The following is a 19,728-nucleotide window of genomic DNA, read 5'->3' as shown; positions in this document are numbered from 1 at the left end:
TTAATCCAATAAGAAGGTGTCTACTTGGATTATTGTCTTAGTTAATCCAATAAAAAGTGCTCTACTTGGATTATTGTCTTAGTTAATCCAATAAAGAGTGGTCTATTTGGATTATTGTCATACTTAATCCAATAAAAGATGCTCTACTTGGATTATTGTCCTAGTTAATCCAATAAGAAGGTGTCTACTTGGATTATTGTCTTAGTTAATCCAATAAAAAGTGCTCTACTTGGATTATTGTCTTAGTTAATCCAACAATAATATCAACTCATGCTTTTGATTAACCCCATCCAAAAAAGAGCTAAGGATTTAAGTCCCTAGCTCTTTTTATTTACACACTCTTATCTTTTCTTTTAGGATACCCAACGATTATGGATACTATGCCACAAACGACGAGTAAATAAGGATAAAATGAATATGGTATCAATGAGACACTTGAAATGCCTGCAACACTTGTTGCTGCTAACACTTGGCCTCCGTAAGGTATGATACCTTGCACACTACTTGCGAATATATCTAGTATGCTGGCAGACTTCCGGGCGTCAATTTCATAATCTTCCGAGATTTCTTTTGCTAAAGGTCCAGCAGTTATAATAGCAATTGTATTATTAGCTGTAGCGAAGTTTGTTGTAGTTACTAAACTTGCTATACCAAACTCTGCTCCCTTTTTAGTTTTAACTCGACTTGTTACAGTATTGAGCAACCATTGAATACCGCCTTGATATTGAATCATTCCGATAATACCTCCGATGAATAGAGCTATCATCGCTATATCTTGCATACCTATTAAACCGTCAGATATGGCTTTTAAGTTTTCATTAATTGTAAAGGATCCTGTGGTCAATCCGATAAAGCTTGCAATTACAACACCTAACACTAACACCATTAAAACATTCATACCACATAAAGCGGCGATTAATACAAATAAATAAGGTATCACTTTAACTAAAGAATAGCCACCTTGACTTGTTTCTGCTATACCTAAATCTTTAGTTAGAAACCAAAGAATAACAACTGTCATAATCGCTCCGGGTAAGACAATGAAAAAGTTCACTTTAAATTTGTCACCCATTTTAGTTTTTTGAGTTCTAACAGCTGCAATAGTTGTATCAGATATCATCGATAAGTTATCTCCAAACATTGCGCCACCTACAACTGTTGCTATCGATAAGGCAATTGAGATATCTGTTGACTCAGAAATACCAACACCTACAGGGGCCAATGCCGCTACTGTCCCCATGGATGTACCCATCGCAACTGAGATAAACGCACCTACGATGAATAAACCAGCTAGTAAAAATTGAGGTGGAATTAATGATAAACCAAGGTTTACAGTCGAACTTACCGCTCCCATTGCTTCAGCCGTTTCACTAAACGCTCCAGCAAATAAAAATACAAATACCATTAATAAAATATTAGGGTGGCCGGCCCCTTTTGTAAATATGTCTATTTTTTTCGTTAAATTAGTTTTTGGATAAATAATAAATGCAAAAACAGTTGAAATCAATAAAGCAACATTTATTGGTAGAAAATTAAAATCACTTGTAATAATACCTGTACCTATAAACAAAGCAACAAATACTATTAAAGGTGATAGTGCCCAAAACGATGATTTTTTATTTATTTGTTCCATTGGAATCTCCTTATTGTTAACTTTAATACTTCAAAAGATTACATGACATCATACTATACGTCAAATTATTTTTTTGATGATTAGATTATTTATTTTAGGCAATATCATATATAATAGTGGTTAAATAATATTGAAGGGGTTATACGATGATTATAAGCAATACTGTGAATAGCTTTATACACAACCATCAATTAACAAAATCATCATTTGAATTATACTATACGAGATATTTTAATGAATTCTCAAATGCTGGTAAATATGTTGATAATCTTGTATCAGCTCTTCCTTATACTATTCCAAAAATCGAAAATGACATTCGAAATATATCACATGTAAACGATCAGCTCGTACACATTATATTTGATATTCGTTTGCTGTTTTTAAAACAATATAAAGTTTATTTGCAACCTAATATCTACTTTTTAATTGGTGACTATCAAGATTTTGGCACCATCCCTACAAAATCTTCAACAACATTATTTTTATTTATAGAAAAGTTAACCGAACGCGTTGATGATTTATATGCAATGGTCGCCTATTACTTCACTAAATTATACATACACCAAACAGTGTATATTCAACACTTCTTCAATGAACAAACTCAAATTAAATACCCTAATATGCTTTTAGAAGAAATAGCAACTTTAGGCATCATGCGGCAATTAGATATTAATTATCCTTTTATGTCAGATTCAAATTATAATAAAATACAAAAATTAGAACAAGAACTACATTATATATAACTTCAAAAGGAATGGAAGTGAGACAGATATATACGTCTCAACCTCCACTCCTTTATTTTTTATTCATCATGTGTATTTTTCAAAGACTTCATCAAGTCTCTTATAAGAATAGTTACACTATGTTTTTTTGATAAATTACTTATATATAAAGCTACTTCTAATTGTTTAATATCTGTGTCATCAATAATTTTCATTTCTTTTTTCGATTGAACGATATTATAAACTAGTTCACTAAACAGCATATATCTATTAGAATTAATCGTAATATCCAATGCTGATTGAGCATATGCTAAGCATCTATCGTATAATGCTTCACTAAAATAAATATTCGATAAAGTATAATATAGTTTTATTTTATAGTTGTCTTCTACGTTAAAACGTTTAGCTATTTGCAAACCTTCTTCTAATGAAGATTTAGCCAACTGATTATTACTTTCTCTATAATAGAAAATTGCTCTCGTATTACAAATTGAAACTTGTAATTTAGTAAACATATTTGAATCAATTAACTTATACGCTTCTTCTATTAATAAGATTGCTTGATTTATATCTTCATATTTATAAAAAGCTATGATAGATCTCACCCATTTAGATGCTGCGATTTCGTCAGTGGAACTATTTGATAAATAGTTGCCATCAATAATAGGTGTTAAAGCATCGTAATCTCTATCTTCAAGTAACCTTTCAATTACTTTTAACTTTTGTTCAAGTTGTGTATCTAGTTCTTCCCCCACATATAAATAGTCCATACTGCAATTTAATTTTCTAGAAATATTAAATAGTAATTGCGATCCCGGTTGCAATTCGTTTTTTTCTATTTTAGAAATCTGACTTTGTGTTGCAATACCTTTTGCTAGTGATTGTTGAGATAACTTTAAATCTCTCCTACGTTGTTTAACACGTTCTCCTAATTTCATCTATAACGCTCCCCGACATTCTATTGTCTTTATTTCATACATCTTTATGTTTAAACTTATTACACTTAATAAATCTTACATCTTTTATATATAAAAAGACTAACTATGTCTCTTCATTCTAATCTCGCTAGAAAGAAAATACAATTAATTTAGCTATTACAAATTTGCGACAATATCAGTGATACTTTGCTTTAATGATTCAAGTAATTTAAAATATGTAACAATATACAATTTCATAGGGGGCAGAACTCATGTTCACAATCATAAAAAATGGTGATATTTATTCACCAAAATATATTGGCCAAAATTCAATTCTTATTCAAGGTCAAACCATCCTCAAAATCGGTGATATAGATATAGAAAAATTTCAAGATATCGACCCAAACTTGAATATAATTGATGCAGAAGACAATATTCTTATACCCGGTATAATAGACCCACACATTCATTTATTAGGCGGTGGAGGCGAAGCAGGTTATATGACGCGGACGCCAGAGGTGAATTTATCTGAACTTATAGAGTGCGGTATTACATCAGTAATAGGATTAATAGGTACAGATGGTATTTCTCGTACACTTTCAAGTTTATATGCAAAAGCCAAAGCTCTTGAAGCAGAAGGAATTTCAACATATATGTATACAGGTAACTATCACTTACCTGTTACTACTATTACTGATTCTATAAAAGAAGACTTAATGTTAATAGACAAAGTAATTGGTACTGGAGAAATCGCTATTAATGACTTTAGATCTTCTATACCTAGCACAAATGAACTGGCTAAAATTATTGCAGAAACTACTGTTGGAGGAATGTTGAGTGGTAAAGCAGGAGTTACTCACTTTCATTTAGGTACTGGAAAACATAACTTAAATCAAATTCATAATTTACTAGCAAACTATGATGTCAAAGCGAATAAAATATACATTACGCATTTCGACAAAAGTTTAGATTTACTTAAAGAAGGCATCACTTTAAGTAATCAAGGTGTTTATATAGATTTAACAGCTGATACAAATACTGTAGACTGTGTAGATTATTATCTTCAAAATAATGGCGATATCGCTCAACTCACTATTTCATCTGACGGTCACGGTAGTTTGCCTAAATTTGACCACAATAATCAACTTGTTGGGTATGATGTTGCTAAATGTTATACATTAACAGAACAACTCTTTAATTTACTCAAACATTATCATCAAGATAAATGGGATGATATTATAGCACTGTTCACTTCTAACGTAGCTAATGCATTAACATTACATCATAAAGGACATATTCATGAAAACTATGACGCCGATATTTTAATCATTGATAAGAATAGCAATAAGATTAAAAATGTCCTAGCAAAAGGAAAAGAAATGTTATCTGATTACAAAGTAATACGTAAAGGTATGTATGAATAATTAAGGGCCCGGGACAATTATGTATGTTCCGGACCCTTAATTTCTATATATCAATATTATTTAATATTTTCCTTGCATTTTCTTTAAGTTCGTTTACTTTTTCGACGCCTTTTGTTCGTTCAATATAATCGTAACCTTCTTGTAAATGGAATGTTCTATTCGAAGTATTATGTGCATCACTTCCGATTATATGAATAGCATCTTTGTCTAATAAGAAATCCGCAGATTTTTTAGCATCTTCTCCATATCTATTAACTAATGATCCTGCTGTAACTTGGCATAGCGCACCTCGTTCAATTAAATCAAATAATATTTTCGGGTTATCTTGTATAGGAATTATTCGTTCTGGATGAGCTAATATAGGTCTATAGCCAGCATTAAATAATTTATCAAATGTTTCATCTGCAAATTCTGGAATACTAAAGAACGGAAATTCAATTAATACATAGCGTGAACCTTCAGTTATTGGTAATAATTCACCGGACTGTAAGCCTTCCAGCTCTTTACCAAACATATGAATTTCCTGACTCGGATGAACTTTTAAATTTATGCCATTTTCATCTAGCAATGCCTGTACTTCTTTTGTTCGGTTTTTAACTATATTAGCATCATTTTTAAATCTGTGTTCTATATAGTGTGGTGTAGCTACTAAATCAGTGATCCCTAACCCTTCTGCAACTCTAGCTAATTCAAGCATACTGTCAGCGTCAATTGGTCCATCATCAACATCATAAAGCAAATGATTGTGTATATCTATCATATGTACAGCTCCTTTTTATGAATCAACTTTTTCTACAAATTATCCTTATTACCTTTATTGTAACAAATTTTCACTCAATCAATATATCAAAATGATTTGTGTTCATGTATAAGCAAAGAATTTGAAAAGTCCAACCACTTTAATCATGATTAATATATAAACATTTAGGAGTGAATTATTAATGGAATTACAAGATGTCATTAACAAACGTCGTTCAGTAAAACAATACGAACCTTACGAAATGGATTGTGAAACGATAACAAAATTATTAAACAAAGCTTCTTTATCACCTTCTGCTTGGAATTTACAACAGTGGAAAGTGATTGTAGCACATTCTGATGAAGCTAAAGAAAAACTATACGAAGCAGCGAACAAACAAATTAAAATTAAAGAATCCAGCGCTACTTTCATCGTGCTAGGTGATTTAAATGCCCATAATACAATTGGTGATATTGCCGATGACTGGATAAAGCATAATCATATACCTGCTGAAAAACGCGAAGGGTTAATCCAAAGTGTTAATACTTTCTTTGAAGATGAAACAAATAAGAGAGATGAAGCGGTGCGTGGTGCTTCACTATTTGCTATGAATTTAATGTTAATCAGTGAGGACGAAGGCTATGCTACTTGCCCAATGATTGGTTTTGACAAACAAGCTGTTGTCGATTCTTTTAATATTGATGATAATTTAGTACCAGCAATGTTAATTACAATTGGTAAAGGCGAAATGTCCAATGATAGAGCATCTCGTCATGATGCATCATCATTTGCTAAATTTGAATAAAGACAATACATAATGTCTAAACTTTGTAATAATATTATAATATTTCACCTCAAATTTATATTATAATAAAAGTAACAAAGTGAGGTGTTTAAATTGAACAAACGTTATCAAAAAGTTCTATTACTTTACTTAATTTCAACGTTAGTACCATATACTTTGCTTAACAAAAATAAAGATATTCAATTAACGAAATCATGGTTACCTAGTTCATTAATTGGATATGGTATATTTGCATATGGATTGAAGGTACTAACTCAATTAAAAAAAGCATCTAAATAAGATGCTTTACTACATGTGAGTATAGAGTACAAATCTTTCACTCAAAATAATTCTCCTAATTCGTTTTTTATGAACGAATTAGGAGAATTTATTTTGGTTTTTGTAAAGTGCATACTTGCTTAAAACAATTCTTACGTCTTAGGCTTATTATTTTCTTTATACATATTATCTGTTATTGCATATATTACATCATCAACTATTTTATCTTTATGAATACGATTTTTAGGCATTACGCCTACTTTTTTCATGCCAAGTCTTTTCATAACTTGTCCTGATTTGGGGTTTAATGTACTATGCACACCTTTAACTTGATTTAATCCCATTTCTTCAAATGATAATTTCAACAATTGATTAGCTGCTTCTGTTACATAACCATTTCCGCTATACTTTAGGTTAATCACATAACCAATTTCTGCTCTCTTATGATCTACTTCCAATCGTAAATCAATTGTACCTATAAATTTATCGTTTTCTTTTAATATAATACCGTATTTTCCTAACGGGGATTGTAAATAATACTTTGTAATGACTTCTCTTGTTTCATCTTTAGACAAATGTGTTGGAAAGACATGCGTTGTATTTTCAATATTAGAAGCATATTCAAATAATGACTGCGTATCTTCTAAAGACACAGGTCTCAATATAAGTCTTTCTGTTTCCATTGTTTGATATTCCGCTAATTTCACTAGTAAGTCCATATTATTTAATCCCCCTTTTAACCTTTATTTATATTCGCTTTGTGCAAGTGCTAAACAACCTATTACGCCTTGGTCATCATTTAAACTAGGTTTCACAATATAAGTTTCAACTGGTGGTAAATTTAAATAACCATTATTCAATATTTCAAATTGCTTATGAATTTTATCTAATAAATGATCTTGATGCATGACACCACCACCAAAAATAATCTTTTCAGGTGATAACATTAGCGTTGTATTATAAGCCGCTTGAGCTATATAGTAAGCTACCATATCCCAAGTCTTATCTTGTTCTTCAATATCTTTAGCTTTAATACCTGCACGTTTTTCTATAGCTGGTCCAGACGCCAATCCTTCTAAACAAGTATGATGGAATGGACAATTACCTTCAAAATCATCATCTTCATGCTGTTTTATAGACATATGACCCATTTCAGGATGACTTAGTCCTTGAATGTAACGACCATTCATCATAGCTCCACCGCCTACACCTGTCCCGATAGTGTAATAAACTGCTGAATCAACGTTTTTTGCAATTCCTTTTTGATATTCGCCGTATAAAGATGCATTAACATCTGTAGTAAATGCTATAGGTACGTCAAAATATTTTTTTACTGAACCGATAAAATCAAAATCTTTCCAAGCTGTCTTCGGAGTAGATGTAATATATCCATATGTTTTTGACTCTTTATTTATATCGATAGGTCCAAATGAACCTATTCCAATACTTTTCAATTCATAATTTTTGAAAAAATTAATAACTTCAGTCATTGTTTCTTCAGGATATGTAGTTGGTATAGAAACACGCTCAATAACATTTAATGCTTCATCACCTATTGCACATACAAATTTTGTTCCTCCCGCTTCAATTGCTCCATAATATTGCATGATTGACACTCGCTTTCTCATTATCTAATATTTTTGTAATTTTAAAACCATTTTTTCTTTTTAAATACAACTAGCATGATTGCTGCTATTGCTACCATAATGAATAATACAATGTAATAACCGTTGTGCCAATTTAATTCAGGCATATTTTCAAAGTTCATCCCATAAATACCGGCTATAAGTGTTAATGGCATGAATACGACAGAATAAATCGTTAAAATTTTCATAATGTTATTCATTTTAAATGAATTCAATGAAATATAATTATCCCTTATATCACTTGTCATTTCCCGTGAAGCATCAACCATTTCCATCTGTTTAATAAGATGATCATTAATATGCATGATATATAACAATTGTTGTTCATTCAAATTTAATACTTTTCCTTCACGCATCCGATAAACTAAATCTTTCATTGGTTGAACAGTTCTCTTAATTAATAACAACTCTTGTCTTAAATTAAACGTATCATCAATCAAAGTCTTTGTAGAACTATCTACATTATGCCGATCTTCAAAGTTAAAGACTTTATCTTCAATATCGTATATAAACGGAAAGAAATTATCTGTTATATCATCTAAAATATTTAATAATATATCTTTTGGTTCTTCATATTGTACCGTACGATTAAAAAGTTTTCTTTTAATTGTATCAATTTCCTCAAATCGTTCTTTATGGAAAGTAACAATATAATCTTCGCCTATGAATATATCGATTTCTTCTGATTCTAGCGTTTTTAAATCTAAAGCATGAAATACTAAAAATTGATAACCATCATACTGTTTGAATTTTGGTCTCTGTTGTACCAATGTTGCATCTTCAATAGATAATGGGTGAAAATCAAAATATTGTGCGAGTACATTTGTTTCTTCTTCAGTTGACTCGTTCATATCAACCCATATCCATTTATACTTTTCTTGAACTTCACTAGGAAAGGTAGTTTCTTTTATCTCATCATTTAAATTTATGTAATAAGTTTTAATCATATTTTCACCGCTTAGAATTGATTTAAATTCATTATATATTATTTTAAAGTTTAGAACATAAATTGATTGTTCAAAATAATTCTCCTAATTCGTTGGAGTTTTAATTAACAGATTAGGAGAATTTATGTATGTATACGATTTTGAAAGTACAAGCTTCAACGTCAGCACTTTGCAAAATCGTTACCGTTTATATTTGATACTATTATAACTTCAGAACAATTAGTCTTGCTCCTTTTATACTTAATTAAGAAAATACGATAGTCTTGTTTCCATTAACAATCACTTTATGTTCACAATGCCATTGTACCGCTCTAGCTAGTACTTCTGATTCTACATGACGACCTGTATTTTTCATATCTTGTGCTGTATAGCGATGGTTTACTCTTACAACATCTTGCTCGATAATCGGACCAGCATCTAAGTCTTCTGTTACATAATGGCTTGTAGCACCTATTAGTTTAACCCCTCTTGTATACGCTTGTTTATATGGATTAGCTCCGATAAATGAAGGTAAAAATGAATGGTGTATATTGATTATTTTCAAATGGTGTCTATCAACAAATTCAGGAGATAATATTTGCATATATTTAGCTAATACTAATAAATCAACGCCATATCCTTCACAAATTTCTGTTATTTTCTCTTCACTTTGTCGCTTTGTATCTTTTGTAACTTCTACATGATGAAACGGAATACCCATGTCTTCTACAAATTTTCTATTATTCTCATGGTTGCTTATAACGCAACTAATTTCGATAGGAAATTCTTGTCTGTTTGCTCGTAACATAATCTCACTTAAAGCGTGATCTTCTTTAGAAACGAGTAGCGCAGTTTTCACTTTCGTGTTAGCGTCATAAATTTTGAAATGTATATTTCTGCTATTTAGTTCTTTTTCTAATAGTCCTTTAACTTCATCATTTTGATCGAAGACTATTCTTAAATATAAATGATTTTCATTTTCTTGAACATCTGTATAGTGATCCAAATGAAATATATTAGAGTTTGTATTTTTAATAGTTGTAGAGATTAAAGATGTGATTCCTATTTCATCTTTACAATCTGCAAGTAAAATATAATGATTATTCATGTTTCTCATCCTTTTATAAATTGTGTAAAAATTCTTACGATAATAGCTATTATAAAATTTTATATGAGATAACACAATCAAACTTGCCTACTTATTCCAATGTAAGCGAATTCAGTTAATAATTATTATTTAAATACATAAATTGATCCAATTGCAATTCTTCCAATGTATCTCTTATTAATTTTTTTCTTTGGAAATAATTTAATCCATATTTTTCAACTGGAACAACTTTACCTTCGTAAACATACTTACCATTAAATAAAGTGCGATTTTTTGTCACTTTAATAGTTGAGAGCGCCCCTTCTTCTGGCGAAATAAAAAATGAATCAAATACTTTGTAGATGAAGTCACCAATTTTTTTATTGTATTTGGTTTTGCCTAAATTAGTAGACACAGCTCCCGGATGTACAGCCGATACATTTAATCCATGTTTACTAAAACGTTCATCCAATTCCTGCATAAAGTAAAGTACTGCTAACTTAGATTTACTATATGATTTAACTGGGTTAAATTTTAGTGGGTAAGCAAAATTATGATTCCCCATAGCTGTATATTTGTATGCACCTGATGATACAACAATAATTTGTTTATCTTCACTTTCCATTATTTTTTCGAATAAAGTATGTGTTAATAAAAAATGACCTAAATAATTTATTCCAAACATGAGCTCATAACCATCTACAGTTTTTTGCCTTGTTAAAGAAACGACACCCGCATTATTAATCAGGCAATCTACATGGGTATAACGATTTAAAATATTAGTTGCTGCTTGCATTACACTCGCTAGATCAGATAAATCACATTTGATGATATCAACACGCTTATAAGGGTGTCGTGCCTGTATGAGCTGCTTAACTGATTCTCCTTTATCAACGTTTCTACAAAGTAATATTAAAATATCATATTCTGACGCTAATTCAATTACAGTGCTTTTGCCTATACCAGACGTAGGCCCGGTAATAGCTAGAATTCTATTCGACATTATAATTACTCCTTTTATTTATTAAGTTATATTTACCCGAAAAAATGTATAATTAACATAAATGAGAATGAAAAATCGCTCTTTCTATTCATAAGATTTTTTATCGCTTTGTCATGTCTACTGCCAACATAACTAATCAGGCTGAGTCATTTATTTATGCCCCAGCCTGATTAGTTTCTAAAATTACTTTTTTATATAATTTTCATGAACATAAATTAATTCTTTCGCCATCTCTTTTATAATTTCAGTTGAAATAAGTTGATCTTCTGCGTGTACCAATAACAGATTAAGTTTAATCTCTTCTCCTGCAGATTCGGATTGGATGAGGTCTTTATGAACTTTATGTCCTTCAGTTAAATATTTGTTGCCTTCTTCAACTAAATCATAAGAATCATTAAAATTATTTGATTTTGCTTCTTGAATTGCTTGCATATAGGTACTTTTAGCCATGCCTACATTCGTTATAATCTGAAAAGCTATCTGTTCGTACTTTTCCATTTAATCACCTTATTCCATTAGACTTTCTGCTTGTTTAAGTACCCCTTCTCCATCCATCATGCCATATTGTTGCATGCCTATAACGTCGATTGGAACTTTTCCGTTAGCTATTTTTTCTACTTGAGCTTTTTGAAATCTCACTTGAGGTCCTAATAAAATGACATCAACTTCATCTATTTTCGATTCAGCTTCAGATAAAGCTAATGCTTCAATTTCATAATCTTTATTTTCTTTATCGGCAGTTTCTTGCATTTTTTTAACCAACATACTAGTAGACATTCCCGCTGAACAAACTAATAATATTTTTTTCATTTTTATCTCTCCCATAATTTAAATTTAAAGAATGCCCAAGGTTTTAAGTAATCTAATAGTTGCAAGTCATGATTTTCTATTTTTCCTACAACATTCACTTTTCCTGTGTTGAGCATCGGTTTTAAAGCAATTTGTAACTCCCCTTTATATTGACCATATTCATCATTATCGATTAATACATCGCCTCTTTTTATAGCAACTGTATGATGAGGTGGAAATGATTCTTGTTTATATTTCACTCGACTTTGAGTAGAACGAATCAAATAGTCGCTTACATCACCTCTATAAAAATGTGGTTCTTCAAAAATAATTTTCTTTTCTAAATCTGTATAGCTTCCCACTAATTTAATATCAAAAGTTATCGGTTCATGGATTAAATCACTCAATTCCTTTAATTCTTTTTCAGATGGATAGCAATTACTGATAATAACATCATCTATTAAGCCGGTTGCCCATAAATATTTTGCTTGAGAAGTAATCGGCAAACCGCGATGTTGTTCTAATGTAGGAAGTCCTTCTGTAATAGGCCAAGGTCCAAAATCCGCTTCTTTACTAGATACAAATGCAGCTGTTCTCAAGCCGTAATGTTTAAATTTCTTACTGCCTTCTATAAAAAAGGCTTCAGATATACCTGCATAACGATGGGGATAAAAGTTATGACAACCTACGAGCCGATTTCGATTAGGTTCAAAGTCTAATACATTGTCTATATAATGATTCATTACGCTCATATTCAGCTCTATTTTGATTCCATATGGATTATAAGTCATATCACTCGTTTCTTTTGCTCCTACCCCTTCGTCGAGTCTGATACCATCTACACCCATTTCATAAAAGAATGATAAATCGTTAGTTTCAATATTTAATACTTTAAATGTTCTAGGTGCTACATCAACAAATATTTCAAAATTTAAAGACTTTGCGAATTGAATAATTTTTTTGATAGATGGAAGTATTTCGGATTTGTTTTCTTCAGTAATTTGTAATAAGTTCGTAAATATTCTAGAAAAACCGTACTCATGTGCTTTCTCTATATACTTTAAGTCATCAGCTTCCTTAGATTTCCCCGGATATAGAGATATCCCCAATTTTCTCATGATATAACCTCACAATTCTTTCAATTAATTTCTTTTTTATAATTTTGAATAATTTTACTATTTAGTTTATACTATAACAAAATTAAAGCGCTTACAAACAAAGGGGGATTAACATTGAATAATTTTGCAACTTGGATAGAAAATAAGCTTTCGGGACCAATGACTAAGCTTTCAAACCAAAGACATCTACTTGCTATTCGTGATGGGGTTATTTCAGCGTTACCATTCATTATATTTGGTTCATTTTTCTTAATATTTGCAACACCACCATTGCCAGAATCTTGGGCAATTACTAAGTGGGCAACAGCACATGCCGAAGAAATTTTAATACCTTATAGAATGACTATGTTTATAATGAGTTTGTATATCGTTTTTGGTATAGGATATAATCTTGCAAAATCCTATGACCTTGATCCATTATCTGCCGCACAACTTTCTACCGCAGCTTTTCTATTAACTATCGCACCTACTATGGACGATAAATTAGGTTTTGTTTTACCTATGACAAATTTAGGTGGGCACGGTTTATTTGTCGCAATGATTGTTGCTATTCTTTCTGTAGAAATATATCGTTTCTGTAAAATTAAAAACATCACGATTAAAATGCCACCACAAGTTCCACCTTCCGTCAGTCGCTCATTCGAATCTCTTATACCTGTCGTTTTTGTTCTAGGGTTTATGAGTATCATTACAGTACTATTCCAACTAGACTTACACTCACTCGTAGATAAAATTGTCGGACCGCTTGTGTTTGCAGGCGACACACTACCAGGTGTTTTAGTGCCAGTATTTTTAACAACATTCTTCTGGTCATTTGGTATTCATGGAATGTCTATTGTCGGTACGATAGAACGACCATTATGGGAAGTTTATTTAGCTAAAAACGGTGAAGCACATGCAGCAGGAGAAGCACTACCTCATATTGCACCCGAAACATTTTTCCAATGGTTTGTATGGATTGGTGGTGCGGGCGCAACTTTAGGTCTTGTTATTTGTATATTAATATTTGCAAAATCACAATTCCTTAAAAAAATGGGTAAAGCAGTTGCCATCCCTTCTTTATTTAACATCAATGAACCAGTTATATTTGGTTTACCAATTGTATTAAACCCAATTATGGTCATTCCATTTATTTTAATACCTATCGTTTTAACGATTATCACTTATATCGCAACTGCCCTAGGATTAGTCAATGCGACCAGTGTAATGCCTCCATGGACTTTACCTGCTCCAATTGGTGCATACTTAGCCACTGGTGGCGATTGGCGGGCTATCATACTCGTATTAATCAATATTGCAATTTCTGTCGGTATTTATTTCCCATTCTTTAAAATGTATGATCGTAAAATGATTTTAGAGGAAAGTGGCGAATCTAAAGAAGAAATTGAAAAAGATATGGAAGAAGAAAACAAATAATAATGTAGAAGATATAAATAAGGATGAAAGATGCACGAAGATTTTTATAAAAAATAAGCATATCACTTTCAAACTGAAACAATCCGTTAAGTGATATGCTTATTTATTTTGAGTTAGAATTTATGTTTCAAGCTCTTAAATGTTAAAAAATAATATCAATAAAGAACCAAATAACCATAACGATCATGATAAGTGCTTTTGCTATTGTACTTGTTAAAAATCCTAATAGTGAACCTATACTTGCATTAAGTGCAGCACTGATATCACTCTTTTGTATAATTTCTGAAACGAATACTAAGATAAACGGTACGATAATAATACCGAAAGGTGGAAATACAAAGCAACCAATAATAACACCAACTGCTGCCATTGTCTCTCCTAATTTAGAACCACCAAATTTTTTCACAAAGTAACTGTTCATGATGATGTCCGACAAAATCATAAATACTGTAAAGAGTATCATAACCGTCCAAAATATCCATGATAATTTTGATGAATCTATTGCAAAATGATATATAAAGTACCCTATCCAAAGAAATAAAACGGATGGGATAATTGGTTTGATTAAACCGATAAATGCAATTACAAACATTATAATGATAAGTAACCAACTAATTGTTGTCATGTAATTTAGTACTCCTAACTAATTTGTGTATTGTTTTGTTCCTTATGTTCTATAGTGAAAATTAAAAGAACAAACGCAAGTGCTATCGAAAAACTTGAAACAAAGAACACATTTCCTAATCCTACTATATCACTCATGACACCACCAAGTAAATTTCCACCTAGTTGTCCAATAACCATAGCGTTCGCAAATAAAGTCGAAGCGTAACCTGGAAAGTCTGGTAAAATATCTTGGAAATAACTGATACCAAGCCCTAACAAAATAGCTAAGAAAAATGCTAAAGCTAATTGTCCAATTAACATTGCAGTAAAACTATCAAACACCCCGATACTGAAATAATAACCAAAGCCAAATATTGAACCTACCATGAGTAAAGTTTTCGTTCTGAATTTACTTGCGATAGCTCCTAGAATAATCATAAGCGGTACTTCTAAGCCTGCACATAAACTTGCTAAATAACCAACATGAGACTCGTCATCTTTCAAATATTCAGTTACATATAAAGGCATGTTTAAAGTATACATCCATTGCCCAATATGCAATAGAATGAAAGCTAAAAATGGTATAAGTAAAGTCGGTTCTTTAATTAAGTTCGGAGCTTTTTTCTCTGGAAAATTCCCTACTATATTATTTAAGATTTTCTTTGGTTCCTTATAAAATAATAATAGTAATACGAGTACAGTTAAGAATATAGTAACCGTACCACCAAATAGACCGTCATAACCCAATAGTGAAAGTAATACAGTACCTATCAATGGACCAAATAAGAAACCTAATGAGAAAGTTGATCTTAAAACAGTATTGGCAAAGATACTTCTATCTTTATATTCTGATTCATTAATAGATTCACGAGCAGAAGCATACATTTGAGGCATTGCAGGTGCTGCCAGACCTTGGAACATTCCGTATAATACAATGAAGATCCAGATAGTATGTACATAGAAATAAATGGAGAAACATAAAGCACCCATTATAAGGGCTGTTGCGATAAGATATTTACGGTTGATTTTACCATTATCTGAAAACCTAGCTACTATAGAATTCACAGTGAAGGATGCTCCAGCAGCAAGAGCCATTAATAGACCATATTGGCCACTAGTCATTCCTAAGTGTTGTGTCGCATATAACACTAAGAACGGGGTAGTGATTGCGATTGCCATACCAAGTAATCCCATATTCACTGTAAAGAGCTTATAATTTTTGATTTGAAACAGTTTCAAAAACATGAATTCACATCTTTCTTTATTTTATTATATGCTTGTACTTTATAGCTAAACCCCTGTTACGTCAATGCTAAAATTGATATAATTTTTCTAAAGTTATAAAATAAATTTACATGATTTAAGAAGGAGAAAAGCCATGGTATTTAAAATTGATTATATTTCTACTGGTAAAGTTTCTAACGTTACGTTCGATAATCAAAAAACAAAAAAGACCGCCATTTATAAAACCCCTATTTCAAATAGTATGTTTTTATCAAAAACAGGGTTTGTTGAAGATGAACAACAATATAAAGGGCACGGCGGTCCTGAAAAAGCTATATGTTTCTATAGTAAAGATAACTATCAATATTGGAACGATATCATTCACCTGTTGCCTGAATATGCAATTTTTGGAGAAAACTTAACAGTCTCTGGCTTAACTGAAGCGGATTTAAATATCGGTGATACATATCAGTTAGGTGAAGCCACTATACAAGTATCTTGTCCAAGACAACCTTGCGCTACAATCGCGCAAAGGTATGGCATAAAAGACTTAGTTAAAAGAATGGCAGACAGTTGTAAAACAGGATGTTATTTTCGCGTAATCAAAGAAGGCTATGTATCACAAGGAGACGATTTAGTATTGATTGAACAAAAAAAGCCTTCCCTTTCTATACTTGAATTGAATGAAACACGTTTTAAAGATAATAAAAACAAACAACGCATACAATCAGTATTAAATCATGATGGTATAAATGAAGAAACAAGAAATATATTTATTAAATTATTAAAATAAATGATAACATCGTACAAATCTCTATCGGTTACTTCTTTTTAACATCAATTTGGTTTATGTAATTTTTAATCACTTCAATAAATGATTTTACTTGTGGTAATTGCAATACACTATGTTCATAACAAATATATGTTGACCGTTTTAAAGGCTTTTTCATGATATTTAATTTTTTAATTTCAAAAAGGTCTGTATCTATATCATCTATAACTAATTCAGGTAAAACTGTAACGCCTACACCATTTAATAACAATGCTTTACAAGTTGCGATTTGATCTACTTTTATAAGAGCATGGTATTCTTGTTTGAAATAATCTGAATACCATTCTTCAATTTGCTTTAAATATATTGGTTCAGCTTGAAATTCAATCATCGGTAATAAATGCAAATCATGTTTTCTATTTTTAGGATAAATAAAGTAATGTTGTTCATTTAATAATAAGTCGTTCTGTACATTCATTACTTCATTACCTCTAATTACTGTTACATGAAATTCATTCTGATATGATTTAATATGTTCACTTGAGCCAATTTGTAATTGTATATCGACGTTAGGGTAAAGTTTAGTATATTGCCCTAGAACTTGAGGCAAAATTGTTTGTCCAATTAACGAAGATACGCCAATTGAGATACTCCCATTAACTTCCCCGACTTTCGAACTTATTCTATCCAGTAATAGACGCTCTTCTTTAAGCATTTTTCTAGCGTGATCAATAACGAGCGAACCTTCATTAGTTGTTATTAATTGCTTCTTAGTCCTTATAAAAATATCTATACCAAAAAAGTTTTCGATAGATTTGAGACGTTGACTGACGGCAGGCTGCGAAATATAGAGAATGTCAGCAGCTTTCCTCAATGTCTTTACATCTTCTAAAGTCACTAATAGTTTGTAATCATCTACTTTCATAAAAAGACACCCTCCTCACATTTATTTCATTATAACATGCTTTAATTATTACAAGCATGCCTTTAAGCAACTACTACTTAAGACCGAATTATAAAAAATCTTACTATCTAAATTGAATACTTTTTTAAAATTAGTTATAGTTAAGCATGTAAATTAAATAGGAAGGATCTTACTATGTTACTTATTGAGATAATAAAGTATATTTTTCTAGGTTTATTGCAAGGTGTAACTGAACCCATACCTGTATCTTCTAGTGGTCACCTTGTAATGGCTCAAGAATTTTTAGGCTTACATACTGAAGGTTTAACATTTGAAATTTTTGTAAATACGGCTTCATTAGTTGCTGTACTGATTTTGTTTAGAAAAGATATTATCGAACTCATTGTTGATACTTTAAAATTTATTAAAGGAGATCGCACTGAAGAAGTAATTCGAAACTTTAGATTTGCTATGTATCTTGTAGTTGCCACGATACCTGCTGGTGTTCTTGGGTTAATCTTTAACGATATAATTGGCGACACAAAAAGTGTTATGCTAGTCGGTTTCATGTTAATTGTAACTGGTATTGCACTATGGTTTATTAAAAATAAACGCGGTCAAAAGTTAGATAAAGATTTAACGTTAAAAGATGCGATTATAGTAGGGCTATTTCAAGCTATTGCATTAATTCCAGGACTTAGTCGTAGTGGTGCAACGATAGTTGGTGCTTTAGGTGTTGGTATGAATCAAAAAACAGCATTTAAGTTCTCATTCTTACTTTATATACCAGTAAGTTTAGGGACTGCATTGCTTGGTATTAAAGATATCATTCAAACACCACCAGATTCTTCATTAATGATTTCTTATATGTTCGCATTTGTAGCTTCACTTGTGGCCAGCTATTTCTCTTTAAAATGGCTAAAAGGCATAATGGAACGCGGACAATTAGGTATATTTAGTAAATACTGTTTCGTTGTAGGACCATTAGCAATTATACTTGCACTGATATTCTTATAAAAACTTTTAAAAAACGAGCATACACAGTTAATACTATGTATGCTCGTTTTTTATGTAAATCATAGTTTAGGAATATTTATTTATTACTATTCTTATTTGCATTCATTATTTCATGAAAACAATATCTTATCTTTTTCTCTATTCCTTTAAAATCTGTTTCTAACTTGAACATAATCTCATGAGCAGTAACATATGCCTTATGAAATTGCGCTTTAGAAATTTTGTTTTCTTTAAGCATTCTTTCTAAATCATCTTCATCAACTAGTTCATATTCCCCTGTCTTTGGTATCACCAACACATCTAAGCATAAATCTAAAGTTCGTGCATTTCCAAGCTGGGTAATATTCCTCAAATTCACATCAAAATAATACTGCACTGGTTGATTTTGTTTATTATACATCACAGTAATACTATATGGCTTTTTCTCCGGTAATATTTGCATCCATTTATAGCCCTTGTCAGCTACTGTAATTTCTTTACCTACAACATTTACTATTAACGGTTCTTTTACTTCAAGCATCGTTACAAGTCCTACAAGACCTTTAAAGTGATTAGTATCCAGCGCAACTTCTTTATATTCGCGATTAAGGAGACGTCGCCAATGACGTTTGTCAATATACTTAACTTTCACAAGTTACCAACTCCTTTTATTCATTATATAAAAAACGGGAGCCGATATAAAGCATTCGAGTAATCTTTTATTTTTTTTATTATTTTACACA

22 protein-coding genes are annotated in these 19,728 nt (G+C 31.1%); 7 read left to right on the top strand and 15 right to left on the bottom strand.

Annotation, left to right across the window (positions count from 1 at the left end):
• Positions 1–331: 331 nt before the first annotated feature.
• Entirely contained in the window at positions 332–1,633 is a 1,302-nt protein-coding gene (locus tag LQ688_RS12760; RefSeq protein ID WP_016998755.1) for a Na+/H+ antiporter NhaC family protein, read from the bottom strand.
• Positions 1,634–1,779: 146 nt separating this feature from the next.
• On the opposite strand from LQ688_RS12760, the gene LQ688_RS12755 reads away from it, so the two are divergent.
• A complete protein-coding gene (locus tag LQ688_RS12755; RefSeq protein WP_239724380.1) occupies positions 1,780–2,376 on the top strand; it encodes a hypothetical protein in 597 nt (198 codons plus the stop codon).
• A gap of 59 nt (positions 2,377–2,435) precedes the next feature.
• Here the strand turns inward: LQ688_RS12755 and LQ688_RS12750 are convergent, their stop codons facing one another.
• Positions 2,436–3,293 (bottom strand): helix-turn-helix domain-containing protein, encoded by an 858-nt coding sequence (locus tag LQ688_RS12750; RefSeq protein ID WP_016998759.1) that lies wholly within the window; start codon positions 3,291–3,293, stop codon positions 2,436–2,438.
• A 251-nt stretch (positions 3,294–3,544) separates the two neighbouring features.
• On the opposite strand from LQ688_RS12750, the gene iadA reads away from it, so the two are divergent.
• Positions 3,545–4,696, top strand: coding sequence for a beta-aspartyl-peptidase (gene iadA / locus LQ688_RS12745; RefSeq protein ID WP_135031175.1), 1,152 nt, complete (start codon positions 3,545–3,547; stop codon positions 4,694–4,696).
• Positions 4,697–4,739: 43 nt separating this feature from the next.
• On the opposite strand, the gene LQ688_RS12740 is transcribed toward iadA, so the two are convergent.
• Positions 4,740–5,456, bottom strand: coding sequence for a tyrosine-protein phosphatase (locus LQ688_RS12740; protein WP_135021030.1), 717 nt, complete (start codon positions 5,454–5,456; stop codon positions 4,740–4,742).
• 181 nt (positions 5,457–5,637) lie between these two features.
• Here LQ688_RS12740 and LQ688_RS12735 point away from each other — a divergent pair, with 181 nt between their 5' ends.
• Both LQ688_RS12735 and LQ688_RS12730 read left to right on the top strand, forming a co-directional pair.
• Complete coding sequence (locus tag LQ688_RS12735; protein ID WP_135021028.1) at positions 5,638–6,240, top strand: nitroreductase family protein; 603 nt, start codon at positions 5,638–5,640, stop codon at positions 6,238–6,240.
• Between the two features lie 93 nt (positions 6,241–6,333).
• The gene (locus tag LQ688_RS12730) at positions 6,334–6,519 is read left to right on the top strand and encodes a hypothetical protein (protein WP_016998764.1); all 186 of its coding nucleotides are present in this window, start codon (positions 6,334–6,336) and stop codon (positions 6,517–6,519) included.
• Positions 6,520–6,650: 131 nt separating this feature from the next.
• Here the strand turns inward: LQ688_RS12730 and LQ688_RS12725 are convergent, their stop codons facing one another.
• The 8 genes from LQ688_RS12725 to LQ688_RS12690 form a co-directional block, all read right to left on the bottom strand.
• Positions 6,651–7,217, bottom strand: a complete 567-nt coding sequence (locus LQ688_RS12725) for a GNAT family N-acetyltransferase (RefSeq protein WP_016998765.1) — start codon at positions 7,215–7,217, stop codon at positions 6,651–6,653.
• 24 nt (positions 7,218–7,241) lie between these two features.
• Positions 7,242–8,105 (bottom strand): ROK family protein, encoded by an 864-nt coding sequence (locus LQ688_RS12720; RefSeq protein WP_016998766.1) that lies wholly within the window; start codon positions 8,103–8,105, stop codon positions 7,242–7,244.
• A gap of 41 nt (positions 8,106–8,146) precedes the next feature.
• Positions 8,147–9,091 carry a magnesium/cobalt transporter CorA gene (corA, locus tag LQ688_RS12715; protein WP_016998767.1) on the bottom strand — a complete coding sequence of 315 codons (945 nt, stop codon included), beginning with the start codon at positions 9,089–9,091 and terminating at the stop codon, positions 8,147–8,149.
• Positions 9,092–9,335: 244 nt separating this feature from the next.
• Positions 9,336–10,178 carry a formyltetrahydrofolate deformylase gene (gene purU, locus LQ688_RS12710; RefSeq protein ID WP_016998768.1) on the bottom strand — a complete coding sequence of 281 codons (843 nt, stop codon included), beginning with the start codon at positions 10,176–10,178 and terminating at the stop codon, positions 9,336–9,338.
• A gap of 115 nt (positions 10,179–10,293) precedes the next feature.
• Complete coding sequence (locus LQ688_RS12705; RefSeq protein ID WP_239724381.1) at positions 10,294–11,160, bottom strand: SDR family NAD(P)-dependent oxidoreductase; 867 nt, start codon at positions 11,158–11,160, stop codon at positions 10,294–10,296.
• A 183-nt stretch (positions 11,161–11,343) separates the two neighbouring features.
• On the bottom strand, positions 11,344–11,658 hold the full coding sequence (locus LQ688_RS12700) for a PTS sugar transporter subunit IIA (RefSeq protein WP_016998770.1): 315 nt from the start codon (positions 11,656–11,658) through the stop codon (positions 11,344–11,346).
• A 9-nt stretch (positions 11,659–11,667) separates the two neighbouring features.
• On the bottom strand, positions 11,668–11,970 hold the full coding sequence (locus LQ688_RS12695; protein ID WP_239724383.1) for a PTS sugar transporter subunit IIB: 303 nt from the start codon (positions 11,968–11,970) through the stop codon (positions 11,668–11,670).
• Between the two features lie 2 nt (positions 11,971–11,972).
• Positions 11,973–13,067: a DUF871 domain-containing protein gene (locus LQ688_RS12690; RefSeq protein ID WP_064205073.1), complete on the bottom strand. Its 1,095-nt coding sequence runs from the start codon at positions 13,065–13,067 to the stop codon at positions 11,973–11,975.
• 114 nt (positions 13,068–13,181) lie between these two features.
• Here LQ688_RS12690 and LQ688_RS12685 point away from each other — a divergent pair, with 114 nt between their 5' ends.
• Entirely contained in the window at positions 13,182–14,483 is a 1,302-nt protein-coding gene (locus LQ688_RS12685; protein WP_064205074.1) for a PTS sugar transporter subunit IIC, read from the top strand.
• A gap of 142 nt (positions 14,484–14,625) precedes the next feature.
• On the opposite strand, the gene LQ688_RS12680 is transcribed toward LQ688_RS12685, so the two are convergent.
• Together LQ688_RS12680 and LQ688_RS12675 are read right to left on the bottom strand one after the other, a co-directional pair.
• Positions 14,626–15,108, bottom strand: coding sequence for a DUF456 domain-containing protein (locus LQ688_RS12680; RefSeq protein ID WP_218707230.1), 483 nt, complete (start codon positions 15,106–15,108; stop codon positions 14,626–14,628).
• Positions 15,109–15,122: 14 nt separating this feature from the next.
• A complete protein-coding gene (locus tag LQ688_RS12675; RefSeq protein WP_016998931.1) occupies positions 15,123–16,334 on the bottom strand; it encodes a sugar efflux transporter in 1,212 nt (403 codons plus the stop codon).
• A 133-nt stretch (positions 16,335–16,467) separates the two neighbouring features.
• On the opposite strand from LQ688_RS12675, the gene LQ688_RS12670 reads away from it, so the two are divergent.
• The gene (locus LQ688_RS12670) at positions 16,468–17,106 is read left to right on the top strand and encodes an MOSC domain-containing protein (protein ID WP_016998930.1); all 639 of its coding nucleotides are present in this window, start codon (positions 16,468–16,470) and stop codon (positions 17,104–17,106) included.
• Between the two features lie 28 nt (positions 17,107–17,134).
• On the opposite strand, the gene LQ688_RS12665 is transcribed toward LQ688_RS12670, so the two are convergent.
• Positions 17,135–18,010: a LysR family transcriptional regulator gene (locus LQ688_RS12665; protein ID WP_239724385.1), complete on the bottom strand. Its 876-nt coding sequence runs from the start codon at positions 18,008–18,010 to the stop codon at positions 17,135–17,137.
• A gap of 174 nt (positions 18,011–18,184) precedes the next feature.
• Here LQ688_RS12665 and LQ688_RS12660 point away from each other — a divergent pair, with 174 nt between their 5' ends.
• Entirely contained in the window at positions 18,185–19,006 is an 822-nt protein-coding gene (locus LQ688_RS12660) for an undecaprenyl-diphosphate phosphatase (RefSeq protein ID WP_064211405.1), read from the top strand.
• A gap of 76 nt (positions 19,007–19,082) precedes the next feature.
• On the opposite strand, the gene LQ688_RS12655 is transcribed toward LQ688_RS12660, so the two are convergent.
• The gene (locus LQ688_RS12655; RefSeq protein ID WP_016998927.1) at positions 19,083–19,637 is read right to left on the bottom strand and encodes a ribonuclease FAU-1 family protein; all 555 of its coding nucleotides are present in this window, start codon (positions 19,635–19,637) and stop codon (positions 19,083–19,085) included.
• Positions 19,638–19,728: the final 91 nt, after the last annotated feature.

The organism is Mammaliicoccus sp. J-M40 (assembly GCF_022386395.1).
Taxonomy (GTDB): domain Bacteria; phylum Bacillota; class Bacilli; order Staphylococcales; family Staphylococcaceae; genus Mammaliicoccus; species Mammaliicoccus lentus.
Note: the sequence above shows the minus strand (reverse complement) of the source record. Positions and strands in the feature narration are given on the sequence as shown.

What these genes read in the sequence shown, in the direction of transcription:
- LQ688_RS12750 (WP_016998759.1), bottom strand. Translation starts at nt 3,293, where the DNA reads ATGAAATTAGGAGAACGTGTTAAACAACGTAGGAGAGATTTAAAGTTA.
- LQ688_RS12695 (WP_239724383.1), bottom strand. Translation starts at nt 11,970, where the DNA reads ATGAAAAAAATATTATTAGTTTGTTCAGCGGGAATGTCTACTAGTATG.
- LQ688_RS12755 (WP_239724380.1), top strand. Translation starts at nt 1,780, where the DNA reads ATGATTATAAGCAATACTGTGAATAGCTTTATACACAACCATCAATTA.
- LQ688_RS12700 (WP_016998770.1), bottom strand. Translation starts at nt 11,658, where the DNA reads ATGGAAAAGTACGAACAGATAGCTTTTCAGATTATAACGAATGTAGGC.
- purU (WP_016998768.1), bottom strand. Translation starts at nt 10,178, where the DNA reads ATGAATAATCATTATATTTTACTTGCAGATTGTAAAGATGAAATAGGA.
- LQ688_RS12675 (WP_016998931.1), bottom strand. Translation starts at nt 16,334, where the DNA reads ATGTTTTTGAAACTGTTTCAAATCAAAAATTATAAGCTCTTTACAGTG.
- LQ688_RS12735 (WP_135021028.1), top strand. Translation starts at nt 5,638, where the DNA reads ATGGAATTACAAGATGTCATTAACAAACGTCGTTCAGTAAAACAATAC.
- LQ688_RS12680 (WP_218707230.1), bottom strand. Translation starts at nt 15,108, where the DNA reads ATGACAACAATTAGTTGGTTACTTATCATTATAATGTTTGTAATTGCA.
- iadA (WP_135031175.1), top strand. Translation starts at nt 3,545, where the DNA reads ATGTTCACAATCATAAAAAATGGTGATATTTATTCACCAAAATATATT.
- LQ688_RS12725 (WP_016998765.1), bottom strand. Translation starts at nt 7,217, where the DNA reads ATGGACTTACTAGTGAAATTAGCGGAATATCAAACAATGGAAACAGAA.
- LQ688_RS12660 (WP_064211405.1), top strand. Translation starts at nt 18,185, where the DNA reads ATGTTACTTATTGAGATAATAAAGTATATTTTTCTAGGTTTATTGCAA.
- LQ688_RS12705 (WP_239724381.1), bottom strand. Translation starts at nt 11,160, where the DNA reads ATGTCGAATAGAATTCTAGCTATTACCGGGCCTACGTCTGGTATAGGC.
- LQ688_RS12720 (WP_016998766.1), bottom strand. Translation starts at nt 8,105, where the DNA reads ATGCAATATTATGGAGCAATTGAAGCGGGAGGAACAAAATTTGTATGT.
- LQ688_RS12760 (WP_016998755.1), bottom strand. Translation starts at nt 1,633, where the DNA reads ATGGAACAAATAAATAAAAAATCATCGTTTTGGGCACTATCACCTTTA.
- LQ688_RS12740 (WP_135021030.1), bottom strand. Translation starts at nt 5,456, where the DNA reads ATGATAGATATACACAATCATTTGCTTTATGATGTTGATGATGGACCA.
- LQ688_RS12670 (WP_016998930.1), top strand. Translation starts at nt 16,468, where the DNA reads ATGGTATTTAAAATTGATTATATTTCTACTGGTAAAGTTTCTAACGTT.
- LQ688_RS12665 (WP_239724385.1), bottom strand. Translation starts at nt 18,010, where the DNA reads ATGAAAGTAGATGATTACAAACTATTAGTGACTTTAGAAGATGTAAAG.
- LQ688_RS12690 (WP_064205073.1), bottom strand. Translation starts at nt 13,067, where the DNA reads ATGAGAAAATTGGGGATATCTCTATATCCGGGGAAATCTAAGGAAGCT.
- corA (WP_016998767.1), bottom strand. Translation starts at nt 9,091, where the DNA reads ATGATTAAAACTTATTACATAAATTTAAATGATGAGATAAAAGAAACT.